This is a genomic window from Microbacterium testaceum, from assembly GCF_001476655.1.
Taxonomy (GTDB): domain Bacteria; phylum Actinomycetota; class Actinomycetes; order Actinomycetales; family Microbacteriaceae; genus Microbacterium; species Microbacterium testaceum_C.
The window spans coordinates 1-4384 of record NZ_LDRT01000216.1; the positions used below are offsets into that span (position 1 = coordinate 1).

At 70.3% G+C, this 4384-nt stretch carries 5 protein-coding genes; 4 read left to right on the forward strand and 1 reads right to left on the reverse strand.

The genetic code is table 11. The features are described 5' to 3' along the window. Positions 1–183 precede the first annotated feature (183 nt). Positions 184–1461: an ABC transporter substrate-binding protein gene (locus NS220_RS18485; protein ID WP_058625432.1), complete on the reverse strand. Its 1278-nt coding sequence runs from the start codon at positions 1459–1461 to the stop codon at positions 184–186. Between the two features lie 221 nt (positions 1462–1682). Here NS220_RS18485 and purS point away from each other — a divergent pair, with 221 nt between their 5' ends. The 4 genes from purS to NS220_RS18505 form a co-directional block, all read left to right on the forward strand. Then, positions 1683–1931, forward strand: a complete 249-nt coding sequence (purS, locus tag NS220_RS18490; RefSeq protein WP_056225673.1) for a phosphoribosylformylglycinamidine synthase subunit PurS — start codon at positions 1683–1685, stop codon at positions 1929–1931. Then, the gene (gene purQ / locus NS220_RS18495; RefSeq protein WP_058625433.1) at positions 1928–2635 is read left to right on the forward strand and encodes a phosphoribosylformylglycinamidine synthase subunit PurQ; all 708 of its coding nucleotides are present in this window, start codon (positions 1928–1930) and stop codon (positions 2633–2635) included. The genes purS and purQ overlap by 4 nt, the downstream gene beginning before the upstream one ends. 10 nt (positions 2636–2645) lie before the next feature. After that, positions 2646–3359 carry a GntR family transcriptional regulator gene (locus NS220_RS18500; RefSeq protein ID WP_058625434.1) on the forward strand — a complete coding sequence of 238 codons (714 nt, stop codon included), beginning with the start codon at positions 2646–2648 and terminating at the stop codon, positions 3357–3359. Between the two features lie 47 nt (positions 3360–3406). Further along, positions 3407–4384: carboxylesterase family protein (locus tag NS220_RS18505; RefSeq protein ID WP_058625435.1), on the forward strand; the 978-nt coding region annotated here is incomplete at its 3' end.

Sequence of the window (4384 nt, forward strand, 5' to 3'; positions counted from 1 at the left end):
GATCATGAAGAAGCCGATGACCAGGGCCCAGAGGGCGGGCCAGGGGCTGCGTTCGTGGGTCTTGTGCGACCCGGTACGGGCGGATGCCGCGGAGGCGGCGGGCGGCTGCAGTGTCGTGGTCATGAGGTTCCTTCCGGGGGTACGGGCCGGGCGCTCGAGGCGCCCGGCCCGCGACGTCCGAGGTCAGCCGATGGCGTCCACCTGCGAGACCCACTGGTCCCACGAGGTCTGGGCGTCCTGCGTGCCCTGGTCGACGCGAAGGAGAGCCTTCGACATCGCGTCGTTCACCTGGAAGTAGTACTGGCCCTTGAACGGCGTCACCGTCACCGCGTTGGCGCGGTTGGTGAAGATCTCGCCGATCGGGGCGTCGTTGAAGTACGTGTTCTTGGCATCCAGAAGATCGGTCGACTTCAGCGCGTCGACCTGGCTCGGGAAGGTACCCGCCTGCTGGAAGAACTTGACCTGCTGCTCGGGCGAGGTCAGCCAGTCCGCGAGGGCCTGGGCCTCGGCGACGTGCGGACCGTTGGCGGGGACGGTCAGGTACGAGCCGCCCCAGTTGCCGCCGCCGTTGGGGAACACGTCGGCGATCTTCCAGCCGGAGACCTCGGGAGCGTTGCCCTCGATCTGCGTGAGCATCCAGCCGGGGCAGGAGAGCGTCGCGAACGCGCCGTTCGCCATACCCGCGTACCAGTCGGTGGACCACTGCTCGAAGTGCGCCGACTGCGTCTTGCTGGCGTCGAGCGTCGCGGTGTAGATCTTCTTGACCTCGGGGTTGGTCGTGGCGGTGATCTCGCCCGAGTCGGGGTTCTCGTAGGCCGCTTCGACCTGGTTGATCATGCCCTGGTAGACGCTGCTCGCAGAGTCGAAGAACGGCTTGCCCGTGGCGGCGACGTACTTGTCGCCCATCTCGAAGTACTTCGACCAGTCGCCCTGGAGCGCGGCCGCGACATCGGCGGGCTCGGTCGGCAGACCCGCCGCTTCGAAGAGGTCGGAGCGGTAGCAGATGGCCTCGGGGCCGATGTCGGTGCCATAGCCGACGAGGTTGCCGGAGGAGTCGGTGGCGGCCTTGACCTTCCAGTCCAGCCAGCGACTCTTCAGGTCGTCGGGCACGGGCGCCAGGAGGTCGGAGTACTTCATGACCTCGGGCAGCCAGTCGACCTCGATGCCCTCGATGTCGGCCAGGCCGGTCTTACCGAGCTTCTGGAAGTAGTTGGCTCGGGCGTCGTTCGACTTGGCCGCGCGGTTGTGCACGATCTTCACGTTCGGGTGCTCGGCGGTGTAGGCGTTCAGCAGCTCCTCGGTGTAGCCGAAGTCGTTGAACGTCGCGACGGTGAGGGTGATCTCCTCGTCGCTGCTGCCGGCGGCAGCACCCCCGCCGCCGGAGCAACCGGCCAGCACGAGGGCAGAGGTGGAGGCGACGGCTGTCGCGAGGGCGACGCGGCGCAGGGCGCGTGATTTCACAGGACACTCCTTTGTGGTGGATGCGAACCGACGAGGGTGATCGGCCCCCGGCCTCAGGTGTGGGAGCGCTCTCATCGATTTCGTCGAGAGTATGGGATCGCTCCCACGAGGTCAAGGGAGCGCTCCCAAATCGTTGCCGAAGGGGTTGACATCGATGCGCGAGGCGCGCAGAGGCCCTGCGTAGAATGGGGGGGACAACCCCACCGACTTCTGGAGCTGCTGTGCCCACCATCGTCGTCGACGTCATGCCCAAGGCCGAGCTTCTCGACCCGCAGGGGAAGGCCGTCGCCGGCGCCCTGTCGCGTCTGGGTGAGCACCGCTTCTCCGACGTGCGCATCGGCAAGCGCTTCGAGCTCACCGTCGAAGGCGAGGTCGACGAAGCGACTCTGGCCCGCGCGCGCGAGCTCGCCGACGAGATGCTCTCGAACGCCGTCATCGAAGACGTGGTGAACATCGAGGTCGTGGAGTGACCGTCCGCATCGGGGTCATCACCTTCCCCGGGTCGCTCGACGATCGCGACGCGCAGCGCGCGATCCGCCTCGCGGGCGCCGAGCCCGTGGCCCTCTGGCACGGCGAGCACGACCTGAAGGGCGTCGACGCCCTGGTCCTCCCCGGCGGCTTCAGCTACGGCGACTACCTGCGCGCCGGAGCGATCGCCGCCTTCGCGCCGATCATGGCCGAGGTGAAAGACGCCGCGAGCAAGGGCATGCCCGTGCTCGGCATCTGCAACGGCTTCCAGATGCTCGTCGAGGCGCACCTGCTGCCGGGCGGCCTGATCCGCAACGCCCACCAGCAGTTCATCCGCCGCGACCAGCGCCTGCGCGTCGAGAACGCGTCGACCGCGTGGACCAGCGACTTCTCCGAGGGCGACGAGATCGTCATCCCCCTCAAGAACGCCGACGGCGGCTACATCGCGGATGCCGAGACCCTGGCCCGCGTGAACGGCGAGGGCCTCGTGACCTTCCGGTATGTCGGCGTGAACCCCAACGGTTCGCTCGACGACATCGCGGGCCTCACCAACGAGCGCGGCAACGTCGTGGGCCTCATGCCCCACCCCGAGCACGCGGTCGAGCCCGGCTTCGGCCCCGGCACCCGCGCCGCCATGCGCTCCGGCGTCGACGGCCTGGGCTTCTTCACCTCGGCGATCGCCGCCGTGGTGGGCGCCGCCGCCTGACCTCTCGCCCGTGACCGAGAAGCGCGGAGCCGACCAGGACGCGCTGATCGATCGCATCCTGCATCTGTGGCGCGCGGATGCCGACACCCTGCCGTCCGAGCCGCGTCTGGCCGAGCTGACCGGCGCGAGCCGCAACTCGGTGCGGGAGGCGCTGATCCGCCTCGAGGAGCGCGGGTACGTGCACCGCGCGCAGGGCGCGCGCACCTCCCCCAATCGGCGCCTCCCCGGCGTCGGCCGCCGCATCGACGAGCAGTTCGACCACTCGCTGTCGATCCGCTCCGCCGGCTACGAGCCGACGCTCGAGGTCGTCTCGGCCGAACGTCTCACCCTGACCCCGCGCACCGCCCGCTACGACGATCTGCCCGACGGCACCGAGGTGCTGCGCACCCGCAAGATGTGGCGCGTCGACGGGGCGCCGTACGCCCTCGCCGAGGATCTCGTACCGCTCGTCCGCACCACCGACCTCGACCCCCGTCGGCCGGTGTTCGACCTGGCGGAGGAGGCCAACGGCATCCGTGTCGCGTGGGAGACCCTGTGGATCGACGCGGTCGCCCTCGACGCCGAGCGCGCCACGGTCCTGGATGCCGAGCCCGGGACGCCGGTGATCGAGATGACGTACTGCGGGTACGGGGCAGACGACGCCATCGGCTATTGGTCGCGAGAGGTCCAGCTTCCGGCTCCCCCGGGTCTGCGCAACGCGTTGATCCGACGCGTGCGCTCCTGAGGGTCCGGCGAGCACCCCCGATTCCCCCTCCGAGAGAGGATGGAAGCATGAGCCGTCCCGTGATCCAGACCGACGCCGGCTTCGTGGCGGGAACTCGGCACGAAGGTGTCGAACGCTACCTCGGCATCCCCTACGCCCAGGCTCCGGTAGGGCCCCGGCGCTTTCGCGCACCCGCGCCGACCGCGGCCTGGGAGGGCGTTCGCGAGGCGAGCGCCTTCGGGGCGACGTCGCCGCAGTCCCCGTACCCCGGCGCCATCGGAGAACTCCTCGCCTCGGCGATCATCCCGGGCGACGACAGCCTCACGGCCAACGTCTGGCGGCCGGAGGATGCCGAGGGGGCCGCCGTCATGCTCTGGTTCCACGGCGGCGCCCTCGAGCGGGGCACGGCCGCGTTGAGCACGTACGACGGAACGCCGTTCGCGCGCGACGGCGTCGTCTTCGTCTCGGCGAACTACCGGCTGGGGGCGGAGGGGTTTTCCGTCCTGCCCGACGCTCCGCGCAACCTCGGTCTCGCCGACGCGGCGGAGGCGCTGCGGTGGACGCACCGCAACATCGCCCGGTTCGGCGGAGACCCCTCGCGGATCACGATCTTCGGGGAGTCCGCGGGTGGTGCCGTCGTGGCCGCGCTGCTCGCCCGCGAGGACCTTCGCCCGCTGATCGCCGGCGCCATCATCGAGTCGGGCCCGCTCGACGCCGAGACCCCGCGGCGCGCGGGCCGCGCGACCCGCGCCATCGCCCGTTCTCTCGGGGTCGAGGCGTCGGCCGCAGCCCTCCGCGAGGTCGAGCCGGACCGGCTCGTGGCCGCGCGCGATGCGATCTCCGCTCGGGCGACCCTGCTGCGCGGGGCACCGGGATTCACGGCGGCACTCGATCCCGAGACCCTCCCCGCTTCCCCGCGACGAGCGATCGCGACCGCGGATGTACCGGTCATGATCGGGACGAACACCGACGAGTACCGCCTCTGGTTTCCCCCGGATGCACTCGCCGCCCTGAACCGTCGCACGTACGCGCTTCTCGCCCTGGCG